At 58.0% G+C, this 20,706-nt stretch carries 14 protein-coding genes; 7 read left to right on the top strand and 7 right to left on the bottom strand.

Translation table 11 applies throughout. The features are described from left to right. Window positions 1-40: 40 nt before the first annotated feature. Complete coding sequence (locus RUM_RS01915) at window positions 41-1,099, bottom strand: glycoside hydrolase family 5 protein (RefSeq protein ID WP_015557537.1); 1,059 nt, start codon at window positions 1,097-1,099, stop codon at window positions 41-43. A gap of 194 nt (window positions 1,100-1,293) precedes the next feature. Here RUM_RS01915 and RUM_RS01910 point away from each other — a divergent pair, with 194 nt between their 5' ends. Further along, window positions 1,294-4,041, top strand: coding sequence for an EAL domain-containing protein (locus RUM_RS01910; RefSeq protein WP_081459948.1), 2,748 nt, complete (start codon window positions 1,294-1,296; stop codon window positions 4,039-4,041). Window positions 4,042-4,108: 67 nt separating this feature from the next. Here the strand turns inward: RUM_RS01910 and RUM_RS01905 are convergent, their stop codons facing one another. From RUM_RS01905 to RUM_RS11865, 3 genes are all read right to left on the bottom strand, one after another. Further along, complete coding sequence (locus tag RUM_RS01905) at window positions 4,109-5,272, bottom strand: phosphoglycerate dehydrogenase (protein ID WP_015557535.1); 1,164 nt, start codon at window positions 5,270-5,272, stop codon at window positions 4,109-4,111. A gap of 26 nt (window positions 5,273-5,298) precedes the next feature. Then, complete coding sequence (gene serC / locus RUM_RS01900; RefSeq protein ID WP_015557534.1) at window positions 5,299-6,390, bottom strand: 3-phosphoserine/phosphohydroxythreonine transaminase; 1,092 nt, start codon at window positions 6,388-6,390, stop codon at window positions 5,299-5,301. Between the two features lie 250 nt (window positions 6,391-6,640). Beyond that, entirely contained in the window at window positions 6,641-7,471 is an 831-nt protein-coding gene (locus RUM_RS11865) for a CAP domain-containing protein (RefSeq protein ID WP_015557533.1), read from the bottom strand. 294 nt (window positions 7,472-7,765) lie between these two features. Between RUM_RS11865 and secG the strand changes: the two genes are divergently transcribed. The 5 genes from secG (at window position 7,766) to RUM_RS01870 (ending at window position 14,379) form a co-directional block, all read left to right on the top strand. Then, window positions 7,766-8,026, top strand: a complete 261-nt coding sequence (secG, locus tag RUM_RS01890) for a preprotein translocase subunit SecG (protein WP_015557532.1) — start codon at window positions 7,766-7,768, stop codon at window positions 8,024-8,026. 266 nt (window positions 8,027-8,292) lie between these two features. After that, the gene (gene rnr / locus RUM_RS01885; RefSeq protein ID WP_015557531.1) at window positions 8,293-10,497 is read left to right on the top strand and encodes a ribonuclease R; all 2,205 of its coding nucleotides are present in this window, start codon (window positions 8,293-8,295) and stop codon (window positions 10,495-10,497) included. A 119-nt stretch (window positions 10,498-10,616) separates the two neighbouring features. Then, window positions 10,617-12,035: a lipopolysaccharide biosynthesis protein gene (locus RUM_RS01880; protein WP_015557530.1), complete on the top strand. Its 1,419-nt coding sequence runs from the start codon at window positions 10,617-10,619 to the stop codon at window positions 12,033-12,035. Window positions 12,036-12,049: 14 nt separating this feature from the next. Next, window positions 12,050-12,733 carry a response regulator transcription factor gene (locus RUM_RS01875; RefSeq protein ID WP_015557529.1) on the top strand — a complete coding sequence of 228 codons (684 nt, stop codon included), beginning with the start codon at window positions 12,050-12,052 and terminating at the stop codon, window positions 12,731-12,733. Next, window positions 12,730-14,379 carry a sensor histidine kinase gene (locus RUM_RS01870; protein WP_015557528.1) on the top strand — a complete coding sequence of 550 codons (1,650 nt, stop codon included), beginning with the start codon at window positions 12,730-12,732 and terminating at the stop codon, window positions 14,377-14,379. The genes RUM_RS01875 and RUM_RS01870 overlap by 4 nt, the downstream gene beginning before the upstream one ends. A gap of 420 nt (window positions 14,380-14,799) precedes the next feature. Here RUM_RS01870 and RUM_RS01865 read toward each other — a convergent pair whose 3' ends face one another. Further along, the gene (locus tag RUM_RS01865) at window positions 14,800-16,056 is read right to left on the bottom strand and encodes a chloride channel protein (protein ID WP_015557527.1); all 1,257 of its coding nucleotides are present in this window, start codon (window positions 16,054-16,056) and stop codon (window positions 14,800-14,802) included. A 16-nt stretch (window positions 16,057-16,072) separates the two neighbouring features. Continuing rightward, complete coding sequence (locus tag RUM_RS11860) at window positions 16,073-16,831, bottom strand: rhomboid family intramembrane serine protease (protein ID WP_049775488.1); 759 nt, start codon at window positions 16,829-16,831, stop codon at window positions 16,073-16,075. Window positions 16,832-17,006: 175 nt separating this feature from the next. On the opposite strand from RUM_RS11860, the gene RUM_RS01855 reads away from it, so the two are divergent. Further along, window positions 17,007-19,997, top strand: a complete 2,991-nt coding sequence (locus RUM_RS01855) for a YfhO family protein (RefSeq protein ID WP_015557526.1) — start codon at window positions 17,007-17,009, stop codon at window positions 19,995-19,997. A 48-nt stretch (window positions 19,998-20,045) separates the two neighbouring features. Here the strand turns inward: RUM_RS01855 and RUM_RS01850 are convergent, their stop codons facing one another. Beyond that, on the bottom strand, window positions 20,046-20,663 hold the full coding sequence (locus RUM_RS01850; RefSeq protein WP_015557525.1) for a nuclease-related domain-containing protein: 618 nt from the start codon (window positions 20,661-20,663) through the stop codon (window positions 20,046-20,048). Between the last annotated feature and the right edge of the window lie 43 nt (window positions 20,664-20,706).

The raw sequence follows: 20,706 nt of genomic DNA, 5'->3' as shown, positions 1-20,706 counted from the left end.
CGGCTATGTGCGCTCTGCGTGCATAGTCCTCTTTCTTTTTTCAGGCATACGCTGCCCGGATCAGAGTCTGTACCAGCTCCGGATACCGCCACTGGCAGGTGTTCCGATCCAGCAGACCCATGCACTCCTCCCTGCCGCTGGTATCATCCCACCACAGGCACCGGATCCCACGGCGTGCAGCCTCCCGGACGTAGTATTCCGCCCAGGCAAGCCGCTGGGCATCATCCGGCTTGCTGACAGCCGCAAATTCCCCCAGCAGCAGGGGAATGCCTCGCTCCGGGAACCGCTTTGCCAGCCGGTCAAACAGATCGGTCAGCTGGGCGTGATCCGCCGGCGTGCCCCACTGGATTCTGGGAGCAGCCCAGTTCACCTCCCGGGCAGGGAAACAGAATTCCGTGGGGATATAGGCGTGAACGGATGCCAGCAGGTAGGGATCCTCCGGCAGCACCAGTGCGCCAATGGCTGCCTGCTTTGGAGAGGCGGCATAGGTGGGCAGCAGAAGCTTCCGGGTCTGGTTGATCCCCCCGGATGCCCGGACAGTCCGGACAAAGGCATCGTTCAGCCGGTTTACTGCCTGGTACCGCTCCGGATTCCCCACCCAGTCGCTGCCGCAATGGGGCTCGTTCATGCCCTCAAAGATCAGCTTGTCCCCGTATGCGCCGAACCGCTCCGCCAGTTGTTTCCACAGGGCAGTGAACACCGGCAGTACCCCCTCTATGTGGGCGGCATCCGGCACCAGCCAGGCATGGGGACTGGGCATGGCGGAGCCATCGTGATGCATGTCAAGGATCACATACACATCCAGCTCCATTGCCCAGCGGAGCACCTGCTCCACCCGCTCCAGCCATGCCTCCTCCAGCTTGTATCCGGGGGCGGCGCCGAAATGCCCCGACCAGGTCACCGGGATCCGGATCACGTCAAAGCCTGCATCCGCCACGGCTTGCAGCACCTGCCGGGTCACGGGAGGATTGAACCAGGCGGTTTCCGCCGCCAGCCCCTTGTCCGGAGCAAAGCTGTCCAGGGTGTTCCCCAGATTCCAGCCGATGTGCATCCGGGCGGCGGCCTGTGCCCCGGTGCAGGGGGGATTCTGTTTGTTCATATACAACACTCCATTCTCTCTGCGGGGTCTGATATTGCCCCATTATAGCACGGATGTGCGAAACCGTCCATGTACAAACTATATGAAATTCCGCTGGAAAATTGTGCGCCTTGCCCGAATTCCTCCGCCATTGCCAGATAAAACTGGAAACGTTGACAATTGTGCCGGAGCGTAGTATAATAAAGGCGAACAATATGACCTATACAGAAGCGAGGTGCCCTATGATCTTTGACCTGTCCAAGCACGCTTCCAGTCCCACGGATCACGACTGGGAGATCTTCCAGAAGCTGTTCCCCTATATGGGCGCATTTTTATATATCCACACCACCCGGGAGGCGTACCTGGACGACAATACCTTCCGGATCCTGCATATCCAGAAGGAGCATGCAAACGGGCTTCTCTCCCACGACCGGTTCACCCAGGTGATGCAGGACATTACCCGAAACCCGGTGGCGCGGCAGAACCAGGTCTACCAGTACAACGTAGGCAGCGAGCAGCTCCAGCTGCGGCTCAGCTTTGTGGAACGGGACGCCCAGAGCTGGATGGGCTTTGTCCAGGACATTACCCACTACAACGATGGGTTCTGTCCCATGTACCAGGATGCAGGGGAATACGATCCTCTGACCCACCTGTACCACCGGAGCGCCTTTATCCGCCGCACGGAGCAGTGCATGCGGGAGTGTCCGGGGGCAGGGTATCTTGCCATCCTCCATGTACACGGCATTGAGCAGATCGCCCAGCAGTACGGCTACAGCCAGAATGACCGGTGCGTCATCGCCATCAGCCAGGCGCTCCGGAGCTTCTCCTCCCCCCAGGTCATCATCGGTATGCGCTCCTACAAGGAATTCATGGTATATGTAGGGGGCAGTGCCGCAGAGCAGGCAGGCACGATCTTTCAGCGCATGCGGGCTGCCATTTCCGGCTGCGTCATCACGGACGATTTCGGCGAGGTGCTGAAAATCGATGCCAGCGACGCCCTGACCATCAGTCTGGGGTACTCGGTGCGCACCGCCGGCAGCCATGATCTGGACGCCCTCATCAACCACGCCAACTTCTCCGTATTCGAGGCTATGAACGAGCGGAAGGACATCTGCGCCTTCAACAAAGCCCGGTATGAGGCGGACAAGACCCAGTTCCGGGAATTGCAGCTGTTCCGGCGGCTGGTCAGCGACAACGCCTTTACCTACCACTTTCAGCCCATCGTCAGCGCCAAGACCGGTGAGATCTTTGCCTTTGAGATTTTGATGCGCGCAGGGGATCTGCCTCTGACCGCCACCCAGATCCTACGGATCGCCGAGCAGAACAAGCGGCTGTATGCGGTGGAGCATGCCACCCTGTTCAACGCCATGCACGCCTTCACCGAGCATCAGGAGGCGCTTTCCGACAAGAAGCTGTTCATCAACGGGATCCCGGATCATTTGCTGACGGAAACGGACTTTGACCTGCTCCATACCACCTACGGGGAGCTTCTGGAAAATATCGTGATCGAGGTCACGGAGCAGAGCGATGTGGACAGCGACCTGGTGGACACGCTGAAGGCACGGTGTACCACCCTGGGGTGCCAGTTCGCCATTGACGACTACGGGGCAGGCTACTCCAACACCTCCGGTCTGCTGCTGATGATGCCGGATTATGTGAAGATCGACCGTGCCCTCATCAGCGGCATCGAGAACGACTCCAAAAAGCAGCGGCTGGTGTCGGATATCATCAGCTTTGCCCACGAAAATGGCATTTCCGTCATTGCGGAATGCGTGGAGACCCGGCAGGAGCTGCGGACGGTGATCCAGTTGGGGGCGGATCTGATCCAGGGGTTCTACACCTCCCGGCCCAAGCCCGTGCTGCTGCGGCAGATTTCCAAAACCGTCCAGAACGAGATCATCAGCTTCAATCTGGAGACCCGCACCTTTGCCAGCCGCAGCTACACCGCCAAAAGCGACGAAAGCGTGGAGCTGATCCGGCTGGCGCTGGAGCATTACACGGATATCCTCATCCGGGAGCAGTGCCTGACCATTGTGGGAGAAGCGGCACATACCTCCAACATGGTGCTGAAGATCGAGGACGGACTGGACTGTACCCTGACCCTGCAGGATGTGAACCTGCGTGGGGTGGACAGTCCCTGCATCCAGTTGGGAGAGATGTGCAGTCTGACCCTGGTGCTGGAGGGTACCAATACGCTGGAGCATATTGGCATCTATGTGCCGGAGGGCTCCTCCATCACCATTGTGGGGGACGGGGATCTGACCATCAACACAGACCGCTCCAACAGCTTCGGCATCGGCAATGACCTGGAGCACGGCTACGGCAATATTACCCTTGCCACCGGGGGAAAGGTAACGCTGAACACCAACGGGGAACAGTGCGTAGGCATCGGGGGCGGTCTGAATGAATCCGGCTCCCGGATCCGGCTGCTGTCCGGAGAGATCAGCATCATCACCTCCGGCATCGCAGGCATCTGCGTAGGCAGCCGGGAGGGGAACGCCCAGGTAGAGGTATCCGACTGTGACCTGGCGCTGACGGCGGATGCGGCAAGTGCCGTGGGCATCGGCTCCTTCCGGGGCAGCGTGGACATCGCAGTCAACGCCCGGGTGGATTTCCGGGGCACCGGCAACAAATCCGTGGGCATCGGCTCCCTGGAAAAGGGCGTCGGCAGTATCGACATCCGGGACGCCTCCGTGAGCATGGCCATCAACGCCCGGTTCTGCTCCGCCATCGGCACCATTGACGGCAGCATCAACACGGTGGTGGACGGTGCCAACATCGCCCTGAACTGTGAAGGCTCGGAAATCGCCGGCATCGGGGATCCCAAGGGGGCAGGCTCCATTCTGCTGAAGGATGCGGAGCTGGATATGACCATGCTGGCAGCCAGCGTCATTGACGTAGGCACCCGTAGCGGCAGCGTATCCACCCAGGGAGGCAGAAAGAGCGTCCGGATCAATCCGTAAGCAAGGGCAACACAAAAAGCGCCCGTTCCCAATTCAGGGAACGGGCGCTTGGTATATCCGGAAGGGATTATGCGATCACACGCACACGGATGACACCGTCAATTGCCTTTACGGTGTCAACAATGCTGTCGGCTACATCGCCGGCAACGTCGATCATGGTGTAAGCGTTGTCCTTCTTGCTGGCGTTGACCATGTTGTCAATGTTCTTGCCTGCATCGCCCAGAGCGGAAGTGATCTGTGCAATGATGGTGGGCACATTCTTGTGCAGCACGCACAGCTTGGTGCCGTTTGCATGCATTTCTGCGTTGGGGAAGTTAACGGAGTTGATGATATTGCCCTGCTCCAGGTATGCGGACAGCTCATCCGCAGCCATCATAGCGCAGTTGTCCTCGCTCTCCGGGGTGGAGGCACCCAGGTGGGGGATCGCAATGATATTCTTTACGCCGATGGTATTGGCGTTGGGGAAGTCGGTCACATAGCAAGCGATCTTGCCGGCTTCCAGTGCTGCGATCATGTCAGCATCGTTGACCAGCTCGCCTCTTGCGAAGTTCAGCACTCTTGCGCCGTCCTTCATCTTGGCAATGGCAGCGGCGTTGATAAAGCCCTTGGTGTCTGCATTGCAGGGAACGTGCAGGGTCAGATAATCTGCCGCAGCCAGTACCTCATCCGCAGACTTGGCAACCTGTACTGCCGGGGACAGACGGAGTGCAGCCCCAACGGACAGGAACGGGTCTGTGCCGATGACCTTCATGCCCAGGTCAATGGCAACGTTTGCAACCAGTGCGCCGATGGCGCCCAGACCGATGATACCCAGGGTCTTGCCCTTGATCTCCGGCCCTGCGAACTGGCTCTTACCTTTCTCCACCAGCTTGCCTACGTTGTCGCCCTCCTCCTTGAGGGAGGGAACCCAAGCCATAGCCTCGGAGATCTTCCGGGAGGACAGCAGCAGTCCTGCGACTACCAGCTCCTTTACAGCGTTTGCGTTTGCGCCGGGCGTGTTGAATACAACAATGCCCTGCTCTGCGCACTTGTCAACGGGAATATTGTTCACGCCGGCACCTGCACGGGCAATGGCAAGCAGATTGCTGCCGAATTCCATATCGTGCATAGCGGCGGAACGAACCATGATTGCATCCGGATTCTCCGGTGCGTCAGCAATGGCATACTTTGCAGCGTCCAGGCGGCAGGTGCCTACCTTGGAAATTTTATTGAGTGTCTGAATCTGAAACATGATAACCCTCCTGTTTCCGTGTATCCTTAGGCGTTTTCAGCCTCGAACTTCTTCATGAATGCAACCAGCTTCTCCACGCCTTCGATGGGCATTGCGTTGTAGATGGAAGCACGCATACCACCCACGCTCCGGTGACCCTTGATGTTGATGAAGCCGTTCTTCTTTGCCTCTGCCACGAACTTTGCGTCCAGGTCGGCATCGCCGGTTACGAAGGGCACGTTCATCAGGGAGCGGTCCTTGCCCTGTACGGTGGGCTTGAAGAGCTTGGAGCTGTCCAGGAAGCTGTACAGAATGGCAGCCTTCTTCTCGTTGTGCTCCTTCATAGCGGTCAGACCGCCCATCTTCTCAATCCATTCCAGCACCAGCTTGAGAATGTAGATGCCGTAGGTGGGAGGTGTATTGTACATGGAGCCGTTGTCTGCATGGGTCTTGTAGTCGAACATGGTGGGAGTGCCTTCCTTGGCATTGCCGATCAGATCCTCACGGATGATGACAACGGTCAGACCGGCAGGGCCCATGTTCTTCTGTGCGCCTGCGTAGATCATGCCGTACTTGCTTACGTCAACCGGCTCGGACAGGATGCAGGAGGACAGGTCAGCCACCAGGGGCACATTGCCGGTATCCGGCAGTTCAGCGAACCGGGTGCCGTAGATGGTGTTGTTCTGGCAGATGTGGAAGTAATCTGCGGTGGGGTTGAACTTGGACTTGTCAAGCTCCGGAATGTAGGAGAAGGTCTTATCCTTGGAGGAAGCGACAATGTTGCAGTTTTCTGCGCCGCAGAGCTTTGCAGCCTCAGAGTATGCCTTGTTTGCCCACTGACCGGTGATGACGAAATCCGCCTTGCCGGTCTTGTTCATCAGATTCAGGGGGATCATCGCAAACTGAGAGGATGCGCCGCCCTGGAGAAACAGTACCTTATAGTTGTCGGGAATGGACATCACCTTGCGCAGTCTTGCCTCGCAGTCATCAATGATTGCCTGGTATTCCTTGGAACGGTGGGACATTTCCATAACGGACTGACCGCTGTCGCCGTATTCCAGCAGCTCATCGGCTGCGCGCTTGAGAACTTCCTCAGGAAGGGTCGCCGGACCTGCGCTGAAATTGTAAACTCTGCTCATTGTAGATAACCTCCGTTGAATTTGATGGGGCCACTGTCCGCCCAGGACGGACGCATGACCGCCCACAGTACATAACATATAATCATTATAGCGCGTTTTATGCCAAAAGTCAATATAATTCTTGCATGATTGTGAATAAAATAACGGCTTGTCCCAGCCGTTTTCTTGGCAAAACCACGAAAAAGGAGGCTTTCCCGCAGAAAGCCTCCTGAAAAATCGCATATTAGGGTATATTCATTTTTATATCCGGCTATCCGGCAAAGACCTGTACCCAGCTCCGGGTGGCGGAATCATACCCTACGCCCAGCATGGAAAAGCCGCCGTTGAGGATATTCGCCCGGTGTCCTTCGGAGCTCATCCAGCCATTCATGACCTCCTGGGGGCTGGTATAGCCCTGGGCAATGTTCTCCCCCGCCGTCATATACGCAAGGTCGCATTCCTCCAGCACGGTAAAGCAGGAGGAGCCATCCGGCCGATTGTGACTGAACACCTGTGCGATCTCCCGGGCACGGATGTCCGCCGCCTTCAGCAGTTCCGTATGCAGTTCCAGGGGCGCAAGCCCATACTCCGCCCGCTCCTGGTTTACAAACTCCAGGATCTGAGAGGCATACGTCGGAACATTCACCGGTGTTTCCGGCTCCGGGCCAGGCTCCGGCTCCGGCTGCGTGACAGATGTCTGCGGCGGCTTTGTCACCGGTACAGGCTCCGGTTCCGGGGCAGCCATGGTCTTGACAGGCTCCCGCCGGGCAGTCCGGGGTGGCTGTGTCTCCGCCGGAGGGGGCGCAGTGGTCTCCTCCTCCGCCGGGGCAGTGGTTTCCGGCGGCAAAGCCGTGGTGGTGATCCTGGCAGTGGTGATCTGAACAGGCGCAGTTGTCTGGAGCGGCGCCTCTGTTGCCGCAGCGGTGGCAGCAGGAGCCCTCGGTGCCCGGTACACCCCGGTATTCTCAGCCCGTGCCTGTGCCACGGACACTGGCGGAGACACCTGTGCAGTCTGTTTCCTGTTGTCCATTGCGCCGCATCCGGCGGCAGTCAGAAGCAGCAGCGCAAGGCCTGCTGCCAGCCCTTTCTGCAAACCCATCATGCTCAACACCCCCATCGACCAGTCGGATTCCATTCATTACTTTTAGTATAGCACCGAACCTGCGCTTTGTCAACATGTACAATGTGTTTTAAATTTGTCCATCTTTTTTGGTAAATATGCTCAAAACGAGATAGGCGCATGAAAATTTGGAAAATTTACAAAAAGGTCTTGCATTTTTTCGCCGGATGTGATATACTTGATTAGAAACTCGGATGCCCACAGAAAGCACAGCTATCCGGCATCCGTACTATGCATAAAAACAAGATCCAATCAGATACAGGAGGAGAAACAAATATGAATATTCTTGAACTGATCGGCGGCATTCTGCTGCTGATTACAGTTGTACTGGCCACCGTTCTCTGCATGATGCAGGATCAGAACCAGGATCAGAACATGACATCCGCCATCACCGGCGCCAGCAACGATTCCTTCTACGGGAAGAATGCCGGCAGAACGAAGGAAGCCATCCTTTCCAGATTCACCTGGGTTCTGCTCATCATCTTCTTTGTAGCCACACTGCTGGTGAACATTCTTCCGGTGTATATCAAGTTCTAAGGCAACACCGCATAAAGGCTGTACAGTAGATGTGTCAACAGATTTTTCGTCAGATTGCACAGAATTGGCGCTGGAATACTGGCATATTGCAAGGGGTTTCTGCGTAATATGACGGAAAATTCGTCAGCAGATGCTGTGCAAAGCCGCCAGGTGGGCTTTGTGCGATGTCACCTTGATTGAGCAGGAAGCTGACGCCCTGTGATCCGGCTGCCGTGTTTGCGGCAGGGCGGGTTGCAGGGCTTTTGTTGTAAAGTGAGGAATCGACTATGAAAAAGCGTGAATTCAAGCAGGAAAAGCAAATCCGCAGCAAGGCGGGCAATGCCAAGGCACGGAGCGGCAAGCATGCAGGAAAGGAAAAGTTCGATGCAGCGTATTATACGGAAAAGATCCGTGCTGCTCTGACCCGGTGCGGAAAAAAGCCTATCGGTGCAAAGGAGCTTGCGGCGAAATGCCGGAGCCAGCGTGGCGCAAGCGACGCCTATGCTGCCGCCCTGGGGGCACTGGTGGCATCCGGAGAGGTGGTGGAGCGGAAGCACACCTATGTGGGTGCAGCGGAAAGCGGCTGCTTCAAGGCAGAGGTCACCCGGCTCAGCCGCACCTTCGGCTTCTGCAAGCGGCTGGAGGATGAAACCGAATTTTTCGTACCGGGTAAGTTTCTGCTGGGGGCAATGCCCGGGGATCAGGTGCTGATGCGCCCCATCCCCTCCCGCACCGGAGAGCCGGAGGGGGAAGTGGTTTCCATTCTGGTGGAAAGCCCTGCCCAGCTCACCGGCATGATCGTGGAGGAGGACAAGCACTGCTATCTGCTGCCGGACACCATGTCCAAAAGCCGGATCTCTATCGCCCACAGCGGCAACTGCGCCTTCGCTCCCGGTGATAAGGTGCTGGCACAGATCTCCCACCGGGGCACCCGGCATGCGGAGCACCGTGCCCGGATCCTGTTCAGCTACGGCTGCGCCCAGCAGGCGGCAAGCTGCGCGGAGGCGGTGATCGCCGTCAGCGGCATCCCCACCGAATTTCCGGAGGAGGTCATCACCCAGGCGGAAAAGCTGGCGCTTGCCGGGGTACAGCCGGCGGATCTGGTGCACCGGATGGATCTGCGGGAGGAGTGCATCTTCACCATCGATTCGGCAGAATCCAAGGATCTGGACGACGCTGTATCCATCCAGCGCCGGGGAGAGGGCTACCGGCTGGGGGTACACATTGCGGACGTATCCCACTATGTGCGGGGAAATACCCCCCTGGATATGGAGGCGCTGCACCGGGGCACCAGTGTGTATTATGCGGACAAGGTGATCCCCATGCTGCCCAAGTGCCTGTCCAACGGCATCTGCTCTTTGAATCCGGGGGAGGATCGGCTCGCCTTTTCCGCCATTATGGATCTGGACAAGGAAGGGCAGCTCCGTGCCTACTCCTTCCACAAGTCCGTGATCCGTTCCCGGGTCAAGGGGGTATATAAGGAAATCAACACCATTCTGGCAGGTACCCAGACTCCGGAAATTGCAGAAAAGTATGCAGAGGTGACGGAATCCCTGCTGCTGATGAACGAGCTGGCGGACAAGCGGCTGGCGGATCGGGATCGGCGGGGAGCGCCCTCCCTGGATGCGCCGGAAAGCAAGCTGATCCTCAACGAGGATGGGGTCTGTGTGGATGTACAGCCCAGAACCAGAGGCCGCAGCGAGCTGCTGATCGAGGAGTTCATGCTCCTTGCCAATGAATCCGCCGCCCGGGTGGCACGGGAAAAGTCCATTCCCTTTGTGTACCGGATACACGAGAACCCCTCTCCGGAAAAGCTGGAACGGCTGGAGGAGGTGCTGAACCGGATGAACATCCCCCACCCGGTGCTGGACGAGGTGCGCCCCTGTCACTTTGCCCAGATTCTGAAGAACGCAAAGGACAGTCCCCTGCTGCCGGCACTGAACAATCTGCTGCTCCGCTCCATGGCAAAGGCAAAGTATGCCCCCACCCCCGTCGGCCATTTCGGTCTTGCCCTGGCGGACTACACCCACTTTACCTCCCCCATCCGCCGGTACCCGGATCTTGCCATCCACCGGATCCTGTCGGACGTGGTGCTGGGGTACAGCAAGGACTGGTTCGACAAGCGGTATGCCGCCTTCGTACAGCATGCCTCCGAGCGCTCCAGCGCCGCAGAGCTCCGTGCCATGACCGCAGAGCGGGACTGCGAGGACTGCTACAAGGCGGAGTATATGCTTGCCCACATCGGGGAGGAATTTGACGCTGTGATCGCCAGTGTGACGGATTTCGGCTTCTATGTGGAGCTGCCCTCCACCGTGCAGGGTCTGGTGCATGTGGGCTCCCTGCCGGAGGGGGAGTATACCTGCGACGGGGCGATTCATCTGACGGAGCAGCGCTCCAATACGGTGTACACCGTGGGACAGGCTGTCCGGGTACGCTGCGACAAGGCGGACGTGAACAGCGGCAACATCGACTTTTCTCTGGTTACAGACTAGCCTTTACAGGCAGGGCATCCCCGGATGCCCTGTTTTTTGTGTTGGGGCTTTTCTTTTTGCCGGAAATTTGGTATAATGAAATCTGTATGAGTATCAGCAACGCGAAAAGGAAGAATGCTATGGATAAATACAAAACCCTTGCCCTGAACACGGTGATCTTCGCAGTCGGCAGCTTCGGCTCCAAGATCCTGCTGTTTTTCCTGACCCGGCTGTATACGGGGAACATCATTTCCGACAATCTGAACACCAAGGAGATGCTGGAGATCACGGCAAATTTCCTGATCCCCGTGTTCACCTTCTCCATTGCGGAGGCTGTGATCCGCTACGGCATCGACCGGGCGTATGACAAGCGGCAGGTATTCTCCAATGCGGTGGTCACAGAGCTTGGAGGGCTGGTGCTGCTATTGCTGTGCACCCCGCTGATCGGACTGTTCTCCTTTACGGATGGATTCCTGGCACTGCTGATCGTCTATATCTGCACCTCCTCCTTCCGGCAGCTTTGCGCCCAGTTCGTCCGGGCAAGGGGACTGCTGAAGCTGTACTCCGTGGATGGGATCCTCACCGCTCTGACCCTGTACCTGTTCAACGTGATCTTCATTTCCGTCCTGGGCATGGGCGTCCGGGGCTTCATGCTGTCGGTGATCTGCTCGGATTTTTGCAGCGGCGTGTTCCTGTGCATCGTGTCCGGCATTCCCCGGTTCTTCTCCTTCCGGTATGTGGACAAGAAGCTGCTGCGCCGGATGCTGGCGTTTTCCGTGCCTCTGATCCCCACCGCCGTGCTGTGGATCTTTACTGGCTTTGCGGATCGGTTCTTTATCGGCATCATGCAGGGGCCGGAGGGGCTGGTTGGCAAAAGCGCCGCCGGGGTATACGGGGCGGCGTCCAAGATCCCCAACCTGATCTCCATGGTTTCCACGATCTTTTTCCAGGCATGGAACATTTCCGCCATTACGGAAAACGACTCCGCCGGCCGGAATCAATTCTACCAGCGGATCTTCGGAGCGTATCAGTCCATTCTCTGCATCGCCGCCGCCTTCCTCATTGCCCTGGTGCAGCCCCTGTCCAACGTGCTCATCAGCAACAAGCTGGATACTGCCTATGAAGCCGCCTTCCGGTATACGCCGGTGCTGGTGGTGTCCGTACTGCTCATGTGCTTCAACCAGTTTTTAAGCAGCATCTACACCGCCACCCAGCATACCCGGAACTCCTTCTGGACCAGTCTGATCGCCGCCGGGGCGAATCTGCCGCTGAACCTGCTGATGATCCCCAAATGGGGGGTGTACGGTGCCATTGCCGCCACCTACATCAGCTATCTGCTGTGCTACATCGTCCGGATCGTGGACGCCCGCCGGTATGTGCCCTTTCGGGTCAATCACCTGCTGTTTGCGGCAAACAATGTGATCCTGCTGGGCATGAGCACCGCCATTATCAAAATGCCCCAGCGCTATGTGCTGTATCTGGTATGCGGCGTGGGGCTGATCCTCGCACTGAACTATGAGGCAATCATTGTCACTGCCAAGAAAATTCTCAAACGTTGATTCGGGAGGACGCTATGATTTACTTGCTGGAGGATGACAACAGCATCCGGGAGCTTGTTACCTATTCGCTGAACAATTCCGGGCTGGAAACCAGGGGCTTTGAAAAGCCCTCGGATTTCTGGCGGGGCATGGAACAGGAGCAGCCGGATCTGGTACTGCTGGATATTATGCTGCCGGAGGAGGACGGGCTTTCGATTCTCAAAAAGCTCCGGAGCAATCCCCCCACCCGGAAGCTGCCCATTCTGATGCTGACCGCCAAGGGCAGCGAATACGACAAGGTCATCGGTCTGGACTGCGGTGCCGACGACTACGTCCCCAAGCCCTTCGGCATGATGGAGCTGATCGCCAGGGTCAAGGCGCTGCTGCGCCGGACGGAGCGAAAGGATCCCCAGCCGGAGCATACCATCCGGGGGCTGTATGTGTGCCCGGCAAAGCACATCGTCACCGTGGACGGGGAACCGGTGTCCCTGACCCTCAAGGAGTTTGAGATGCTGTGCGTATTCCTGGAAAACCGGAACGTGGTGCTGACCCGGGATCAACTGCTCAACAAGGTGTGGGGCTATGCCTTTGACGGGGAGAGCCGGACGGTGGACGTACACATCCGTTCCCTGCGGCAGAAGCTGGGAGAGTATGCGGATGTGATCGAAACCGTCCGGGGCATCGGCTATAAGCTCAGCGAGCCGGAGGGGGCACGATGACCCGGCGGATCTTCCTGTCCATCATGACCGCCGCCGGGGTGGCGCTGCTGGCGGCATTGCTGCTGATTCTGGGGGTGATCCAGTCCGCCTTTACCCAGCGGTACCGGCAGCAGTTCCGGGACGAGGCTGCCTATGCGGCAGCCGGGCTGGAAACAGGGGGCGTGGAGTTTCTCCGCTCCCTGTCCTCTGCCTCCAGCCGGATCACCCTCATCGACCAGGACGGCACCGTGCTGTACGATTCCGCAGGCACGGAGCATGCGGAAAACCACAGTCAGCGGCAGGAGGTGCAGCAGGCACTGGAAAACGGCTCCGGAGAAAGCAGCCGGTATTCCGCCACCCTGTCGGAGCGGACGTATAACTATGCCCTGCGGCTGGAGGATGGAAGGGTGCTGCGGATCTCCGCCGGGGACTTTACCATGATCAGCGTGCTGCGCACATTGGCAAAGCCTCTGATCTTAATTGTGGTCACGGTGGTGCTGCTGTCCCTGTTCCTTGCCTCCAAGCTGACCCGGAGCATCGTGCGGCCCATCAACCAGATGGATCCGGAGCATCCGGACAAAACCAAGATCTACACGGAGCTGACCCCCCTGCTGGATCGGCTGTCCTCCCAAAGCGGACAGATCGATGAGCAGATCCGGGAGCTGCGCCGGAAGCAGCAGGAATTTGCCGCCATCACCGAGAACATGCAGGAGGGCTTTCTGATTCTGGATCGGGACACCAACGTGCTGTCCTACAACACCAGTGCCCTGCGGCTGCTGGGGGCGGACGATGCCGTGCTGGGGCAAAGCGTGCTGAAGCTGAACGCCAGCCGCAGCTTCCGGCATGCGGTGGAACGCTCCATTGCCGGGGAGCATTACGAGCGCACCATGAACCATGACGACTGCCACTACCATCTGATCGCCAACCCGGTGCACCAGGAGGAGGAGATCATCGGTGCGGTGCTGATTATCCTGGACGTGACGGAAAAGGATCAGCGGGAGAACCTGCGCCGGGAATTTACGGCGAACGTATCCCACGAGCTGAAAACGCCCCTGACCTCCATTTCCGGCTTTGCGGAGATCATTCTGAGCGGTCTTGCCAAGCCGGAGGATATCACCCACTTTGCCTCCAATATTTACGCTGAGGCACAGCGGCTCATTACCCTGGTGGGGGATATCATCAAGCTGTCCCAGATGGATGAAAACTCCATTCCCGTGGGGAAGGAGCCGGTGGATCTCCGGGAAATCGCTGATTCCGTCCGTGAGCGGCTTGCCCATGAGGCGGCGAAAAAGCATATTACCCTGGCGGTACACGGCAGCCACGAAACGGTCAGCGGCGTACCCCAGATCCTGGATGAAATGGTGCTGAACCTGTGCGACAACGCCATCAAGTATAACGTAGAGGGAGGCAGGGTGGATATCACCGTCAGCCGGGATCCCCGGGGAGCGGTGTTCCTGTCCGTGGCGGATACGGGCATCGGCATCCCCCAGAGCGACCGGGAACGGGTGTTCGAGCGGTTCTACCGGGTGGACAAGAGCCATTCCAAGGAGATCGGCGGCACGGGGCTGGGGCTGTCCATCGTCAAGCACGGGGCAGCATACCACGGCGCCACCCTTGCGCTGGAAAGCGAGCTGGATAAGGGCACGACCATTACCATGACCTTCTGACAGAACGGGAAAATGCAGGTTTTCCGCCGCAATTCATAAAATTGTCACCTGTTTTTCACAATGGGCTTTTATACTATAGTTGTTCCCGGAAGAGATACGAACAGCAGCGGTACCCCCAAGCCGCAGTGTTTGCTTCGGGCGGAGCGGTTTACCCCGACTGCTTCGCTGCCGGGAGACCCCCAAATGCATTCTGTACGGTTCCCCATCCGCACAGAATCTAAAATCTTCTCCTATATGTTACATGAAAACGCTCCGCTGCGGTTATTATCACAGCGGAGCGTTTTCGGTTGTGAGGAGTTTTTCAGGGGACGCATTGGGGACAAAATGGAATCATGGAAGAGGTTTTTCTACATCTTTAGTATACCACAAGTATGTGTCAATTTCCACACAGTTTTGTGAACTTTTTGTGCAAAGTGCGCATTACCCCACCTTTTTATCAATGAACTGGGGCTTGAATTTGGAGTAGAGGATCTTTTGTTCGCTGTACAGCCCTGCATACCCGGAGGAAATGTACGCCACAGCCACAGCCGCACCGTAGAAGGGAGCGCCCTCCCCGCCGAACAGCTCCACGCTGAGGAACAGGGTGGTCAGAGGGCAGTTGGTCACACCGCAGAACAGGGAGATCATGCCAATGGCGGCGGCAAAGGAGGGATCCAGCCCCAGCAGCCCAGACAGGGCACTGCCGCAGGTGGAGCCCACGAAGAATACGGGGACGATCTCGCCCCCCTTGAAGCCTGCCCCCAGGGTCAGTGCGGTCAGCAGCAGCTTCAACAGGAATACATACCATGCCTGCTGTTGGGTAAAGGCGGCAAGGATGGTTTCCGTGCCTGCGCCGTTGTACATCCGAGTGCCCAGCAGCAGACTGCACAGCACCACCAGTCCGCCGCCTGCTGCTGCCCGCAGGTAGGGATTCTTCAGAAACCGCTGGTAACCCTTTGCCGCCCAGTGGATCCCGGCGCAGAACACAAAGCTCAGCAGACCGCACACCAGCGCCACTGCTGCCGCCTTGCCGAAGGAGAGCCAGCTAAACCCGGGCACCAGCACCTGGGGGGACATGGGACCCATGCCGAAGAACCGGGATACGGCACTGCCGGTGACGGCGGCGGTCATACAGGGCAGCAGGGCGGAGTAGTGCAGCACCCCGATGCTGATGACCTCCATGGCGAAAAAGGCGGCGGATACGGGAGTGCCGAACAGGGCGGCGAAGCAGGCGCTCATGCCGGACATCACCAGAATCCGGCTGTCCGCCTCGTCCAGCTTCAGCACCTTGGAGAAGGTGGCGCCCATGCTGCCGCCGATCTGGAGGGCAGCGCCTTCTCTGCCGCTGGAGCCGCCGCATAAATGGGTCAGCACGGAGGCGGTAAAGATGCAGATCATATTCCGCAGATCCATTTTCCCGTGCTCCCGGACTGCCAGCAGCACCAGATTGGTACCCTTGTCCGTGTAGATGCCAAACAGGTGGTACAATCCCACGATCAGCACCCCTGCCACAGGCAGCAGATACAGCAGCCAGCTATGTACCTGCCGCAGTGCGGTCACGGAATCCACCGCCCAGGAGAAGCCGGTGCCCACCAGACCGACCACGCCGCCCATGGCAAGCCCCAACAGCCCCCATTTACAGAAGCACCGGGCGGAAAACAGACTGTGACTCAGCCAGGTGCGGTTTTGTGTTTCCATTGTTTGATACGACCTTTCACTTTGATGACAGCGCCCGGTGCAGCAGATAGCCCAGCCCGAACAGAAGCCCCGGCAGGAAGCCGCCCGCATGGCACCAGCCGGACACCCCCGGAGAAAACAGGCTTTCCGCCGCCCCTACCAATGCCAGGGGGATCAGATACTCGTACAGAAAGCGCCCCATCATTGCCCGGTCTGCGATGCCGACGGAAAGCAAAAACCCCATGACTCCGTACAAAGCGCCGCTTGCCCCGATGCAGGTACCTACCCCGTCAAATGCCAGAAAGGCAAAGCCGCCGCCCAGCATCCCCAGCAGATAGACCATGCAGAACCGGAGCCTGCCGTACTGGTTTTCCAGCCTTGTGCCCAATATCAGCAAAGACAGCAGATTTCCTGCCAGGTGCATCCATCTCCGGTGGGTAAAGCCGTAGGTCACGAACCGCCAGTATTCCCCGGCACGGATGGATCCGACACGAAGCCCCAGGGCAGCAGGCAGCTTGGGGTACTGCTGTACTGCAAGGAACACGCCGAGGCACACCAGGGCGATGCCCCAGGAGATCCAGGGACGGGAGGGGGATTCCTGTAAGGAGGGGGACGGCTCTGCATGAGCCGGACCGGGCGTCAGCACCCACATGCCCGCCCCCAGCACCAGCAGCAATGCCCCTGTCAGCATCAGCAGAAACCCGAATACGCCCTCCGGCTGCCAGCGTAACAGCCCGTACATCAGCAGTCCGCCCAGACCAACCATACCCAGGCCGATCAGTTGTTTTCTCTGCAAAGCCACTCCTCCTTTTGCACATATAAACTTAGTATAGCATACTTTTGCTCCCACCGCAAGAAACCAGCGGAAAATTCACCGGAAGGGTTGAAAAAAGCACTGGCATCGTGTATAATAGAAAAGTATATGGAAATTCGGGTGCAGTATGCGCCCATAACAAAGAAGGAGGATCATCATGTCATCCAAACCATCCAAGGCAAAGCGCAAGCAGATGGCTGCCAAGCAGCATGCGCCCCAGGCAGAGCCAAAGGCGGAAGCCCAGGCACAGGCTGCGCCCCAGCCGGAGCAGACCCAGGGGGACAAGCCCATGAAGGCTGCTCCCAAGACCCAGGTCAAGCTGCCCCCTCTGGGCAAGATCGGGTTCTTTGAGCGGCTCCAGTGCTGGTGCGCCCGGAATTATATCTACATCCTGGCGTTCTTCATTCCCGTAGCACTGACCTATCTGGCATATGCCCTGTTCGGCATGTATCCCTTTGGCCCGGAATCGGTTCTGTGCCTGGATCTGAACGGACAGTATGTGTACTACTTTGAAGCCATCCGGGATGCGTTCTGGGGGGACGGCAGTATTTTCTACAACTGGTCCCGGAACCTGTCCGGTGAGTTCTTCGGCATCATCGGCTACTATCTGGCAAGTCCCTTTACTCTGATCGTCATTCTCCTGCCCCGCACCATGATCCTGGGCAGTCTGCTCATCATGCAGCTTTGCAAGCTGGGCACCGCAGCGGTCACCTTCTGCTACTTCCTGCAAAAATCCCGGAAGCTCAAGCCCCTGCACGCCCTGCTGTTCTCCATGATGTACGCCATGATGGCGTATGCCATCACCCAGTTGATCGACCCCATGTGGCTGGACGGTCTGGTGTTCCTGCCCCTGATCTGCCTGGGCGTGGAGTATCTGATCGACGACGGCAGAAAGATCAACTACATCATCCCCCTGGCGCTGATGTGCTTCGCAAACTTCTACATCGGCTTCATGATCTGCATCTTCACCGCCCTGTACTTCGCCTACTACCTGTTTGCCGGCTCCGACAAGCTCAAGCATTTCCGCATGAAGAGCAAGGATCTGAAGGCATACGGCTACAGCATCCTGCGGATGTTCCTGTGCACGGTGGTGGCTCTGATGATAGCGGCGGTACTGGTTCTGCCGGTATACAACGCACTGGCGCTTGGTAAATTCAATTTTACCGCCAACCCGGATTACTCCTTCAAGCTCCAGTTCACCCCCATTGACTTCTTTGCCCAGATCGCCTCTGTGGCACAGTACAATTCCGTCAACGTCCAGGGTATGCCGGAGATCTACTGCGGTCTGATCACCGCCCTGCTGCTGCCCCTGTTCTTCCTGAACAGCAAGATCCCCCTGCGCAAGAAGATCGGCATGGGTCTGCTGGCAGCGGCACTGTTCACCAGCATGTACATCCGTCCGGTGGATATGATGTGGCACGGCGGTCAGATGCCCAACTGGCTGCCCTTCCGGTACTCCTTCATTTTCTCCTTCGTGATCCTCACCATGGCTGCCATGGCGTTCAAGGAGCTGAAGGAAACCAAGCCCGCCGCCATTTACGGCAGCTTCTTTGTGTGGTTCATGTTCCTGATGCTGGTGCTGTACGAGAAGAACAAGCATGGGGAATTTGATTATCTGGATACCAAGGGCGCCATCTGGGTATCCGTAGGTCTGTTTGGGGCTTACACCATCCTGCTGTTCATCCAGCAGAAAAAGAACAGCAAAAAGGTGCTGCCCATCCTCATAATGCTGCTGATCGGCGGCGAGCTGACTTACAATGCCCTGGATACCATGAAATCCACCGACAAGGAAGTGGCATACTCCGAGCGCCGCACCTATATTTCCTACATTCAGAGCGGCAGGGAGATCACCGACCGGCTCTACGACTACGACAAATCCTTCTACCGGGCAGACAAGACCTACCACCGGATGGTGAACGATGACCTGGCGTTCGGGCTGCGGGGCATCACCCACTCCAGCTCCGTTATGAACACCCGGATCATCAAGTTCATCGAGGCAATGGGCTACACCTGCCACAGCTACTACACCAAGTACAACGGGTCCACTCCCATTTCCGACAGTCTGCTGGGCATCAAGTATGTGCTGGATCAGTCCGACAACGTGAACGAAGGCTACCATGAGGTATTCAGCCAGATGTGCAAGAAGCAGGATCAGAAGGAACAGCTGGTGACGGTTTACGAAAACCCCAACGCCATGTCCATCGGCTACATGGTCAGCAACACCGCCCGCCGGATCACCGGTCTTGGCAACGACAACCCCTTCAACAGCCAGAACGTGATGATGAGCACCATTTGCGGCAGCACCACCTTCGATCCCACCACCGGTGCCATCACCGGAAACACCGAATACTTCTACCCCATTCCCCAGGAGGGGGAGCCGATCCTCAACAATCTGACCGCCCGTCCCTACGGTGTGCAGACCTGCTACGATGTCAGCGGCGAGGGGGATCACACCATCGACATGAAGTTCAAGGCGCTGTCCGATGATCCCATCTACTTCTTCTTCAAGACCGAGAATCAGCGGCAGGTGAACCTGTGGTACAGTCCCTTCTGGAACAAGGAGGGCGAGTTCCTGGACGGGGAATTCCTCACCTATTACTTTGAAGGGGACGATTACCGGATCGTCAGTCTTGGCTCTCTGCCGGCAGGACAGGAGTTCACCATCCGGATGACCGTCACCAAGGAATACACCATCTTCCAGAACGCATTCTTCTACCACTTCAACCAGGCAAAGTTTGAGGAGGACATTGCAAAGCTCAAGCAGCAGCAGTGGGAGATCACCGACCACAGCGAGCGCTGGTTCAAGGGTACCATCACCGCCCAGGAGGGTCAGGTGATGATGACCTCCATCCCCTACGAGGAGGGCTGGACTGTAAAGGTGGACGGCAAGAAGGTGGAACCCATCGTGCTGTTCAACGCCATGATCGGCGTACAGCTTTCCCCCGGTACCCACGAGGTGGAAATGAGCTTCCTGCCCAACGGCTTTACCCAGGGTCTTATGCTGATGCTCCTTGGCATCGCCGCATGCGTAGGGCTGGGGCTGTACGACCACAAGCACAACAAGGCGCTGCTGGCAGCGGTTGCAGCCCGTCGGCAGGCACAGGCGGAATACATCACCAAGCGCCGTGCAAAGCGCAGGACAAAGTAATGTAAGGCATCAAAAAACGGATCCGGAATATTCCGGATCCGTTTTCTGTTACCGCTTTTTCCGATGGGGCTTCCAGTCGTGCCACAGCTGCCGCAGGGGATTGCGCACCTGCACCGCCCGGAGCGCGGCGTATGCCTGCTTCCAGGGCTGACGGGCATCCGGCAGTCTGCACAGGGTATCCTGGAGCCGGGACAGGGGAATCCCTGCCTGGGTATGCAGCACCGCCCGGGGATTGGAGAACACCACCAGTCCCTGCACCGGGATCCGTTCCAGCCCCGCCTTCCGCAGATGATGCCGCACATTGTCCACATGGGTCTTGTTTTGCAGCTGGGGATTGTATAGCTGGTGGGTCTTGCTGCCCATCACCTGCCGCAGTTGACTGCCGTTGCCGGAGATCTCGCCGCCCACATGCTTGGTTTCCACCACCAGCACCCCGAAGCTGCCGAACAGCAGGTGGTCGATCTCGCAGGTGCCCGCATACAGGGGCAGGTACACGTTGCTGCACACCTTTCCCCCATGCTTCCGGGCAAACCGGCGTAGCTGTGCTGCCACCATCCGTTCTCCCACCCTGCCCCGGTGCTTGGCGCACCGGTTGCCCATCCAGAGCAGCAGGAACAAGCCCACAAGCCCTGCGGCGATCCACGCCGCCATCTGTAATCCGGGCATATGCCCACTCCTTTCCGTATCCTTTGCTGCTTCCTATTATACG

Source organism: Ruminococcus champanellensis 18P13 = JCM 17042 (genome assembly GCF_000210095.1).
Classification (GTDB): domain Bacteria; phylum Bacillota; class Clostridia; order Oscillospirales; family Ruminococcaceae; genus Ruminococcus_F; species Ruminococcus_F champanellensis.
Note: the sequence above shows the minus strand (reverse complement) of the source record. Positions and strands in the feature narration are given on the sequence as shown.

Bases quoted from the DNA above. Each gene is read 5' to 3' on its own strand.
- RUM_RS01870 (WP_015557528.1), top strand. From the start codon at position 12,730: ATGACCCGGCGGATCTTCCTGTCCATCATGACCGCCGCCGGGGTGGCG.
- RUM_RS01910 (WP_081459948.1), top strand. From the start codon at position 1,294: ATGACCTATACAGAAGCGAGGTGCCCTATGATCTTTGACCTGTCCAAG.
- secG (WP_015557532.1), top strand. From the start codon at position 7,766: ATGAATATTCTTGAACTGATCGGCGGCATTCTGCTGCTGATTACAGTT.
- RUM_RS01865 (WP_015557527.1), bottom strand. From the start codon at position 16,056: ATGGAAACACAAAACCGCACCTGGCTGAGTCACAGTCTGTTTTCCGCC.
- RUM_RS01880 (WP_015557530.1), top strand. From the start codon at position 10,617: ATGGATAAATACAAAACCCTTGCCCTGAACACGGTGATCTTCGCAGTC.
- rnr (WP_015557531.1), top strand. From the start codon at position 8,293: ATGAAAAAGCGTGAATTCAAGCAGGAAAAGCAAATCCGCAGCAAGGCG.
- serC (WP_015557534.1), bottom strand. From the start codon at position 6,390: ATGAGCAGAGTTTACAATTTCAGCGCAGGTCCGGCGACCCTTCCTGAG.
- RUM_RS01875 (WP_015557529.1), top strand. From the start codon at position 12,050: ATGATTTACTTGCTGGAGGATGACAACAGCATCCGGGAGCTTGTTACC.
- RUM_RS01905 (WP_015557535.1), bottom strand. From the start codon at position 5,272: ATGTTTCAGATTCAGACACTCAATAAAATTTCCAAGGTAGGCACCTGC.
- RUM_RS01915 (WP_015557537.1), bottom strand. From the start codon at position 1,099: ATGAACAAACAGAATCCCCCCTGCACCGGGGCACAGGCCGCCGCCCGG.
- RUM_RS01850 (WP_015557525.1), bottom strand. From the start codon at position 20,663: ATGCCCGGATTACAGATGGCGGCGTGGATCGCCGCAGGGCTTGTGGGC.
- RUM_RS01855 (WP_015557526.1), top strand. From the start codon at position 17,007: ATGTCATCCAAACCATCCAAGGCAAAGCGCAAGCAGATGGCTGCCAAG.
- RUM_RS11865 (WP_015557533.1), bottom strand. From the start codon at position 7,471: ATGATGGGTTTGCAGAAAGGGCTGGCAGCAGGCCTTGCGCTGCTGCTT.